At 53.5% G+C, this 647-nt stretch carries 1 pseudogene; it reads right to left on the bottom strand.

Annotated elements, in window-relative coordinates:
• A pseudogene (locus tag ACO0LF_RS31400) lies at positions 1 to 647 on the bottom strand (hypothetical protein); the annotation flags it as partial.

The raw sequence follows: 647 nt of genomic DNA, 5'->3' as shown, positions 1-647 counted from the left end.
GCATTGCCAAAGGCATCCCTGGCAATCTGCGCCATCTCTATCTTACCACCACGCATCGCTGCAACAGTAACACCAGATGCAAAGCCACTCACTGTGCCACGTGCAACGTCACTCCAGTAATTGCCTACTTCTCCAAAGACTTTGTTATCGCCTAACCAACCTCCGACTTGACTACCAACTCCTGCTCCAACTCCTGAGGCTGCCACATTGCGCCAGTTAAAACTGTCCTGTAGACCAGTGGCAATGCCTATGCCTTGACTAACGGCATTACCTAACATTGCTCGTCCTATCACCTGAGGAAGTTCACTGCCATTAAGGGCTGATAACATGCCTCCTGACTGGGCAAGCCCACCGATACCTGCTGTCACTCCTGCGCCTATGGCTGAGAGGGCCACGCCTTTCCAGTTGAAGTCTTTTTGCGCGCCGATAGCAATACCTACTGCTTGACTGGCGATAGAACCAGCCGCACCTGCAGCCATCGCCACCCCTAAACCTCCGACACTGCCAGCACTGCCTAATGCAGCTGCACCTGCTTGCATCGTTTGCATAAAGCTTAATGCTTCAGTGGTCATCGCCCCCGCCGTATAGATCGTCACCACCACGGCCACAACGATCATGATGACTTGTCCCAAACCTCCACAACCACC

It is taken from the genome of Undibacterium sp. Di27W (genome assembly GCF_049340345.1).
GTDB lineage: Bacteria > Pseudomonadota > Gammaproteobacteria > Burkholderiales > Burkholderiaceae_D > Undibacterium.
The sequence above is the reverse complement of the archived record's forward strand: the minus strand, read 5'-3'. Positions and strand labels throughout refer to the sequence as shown.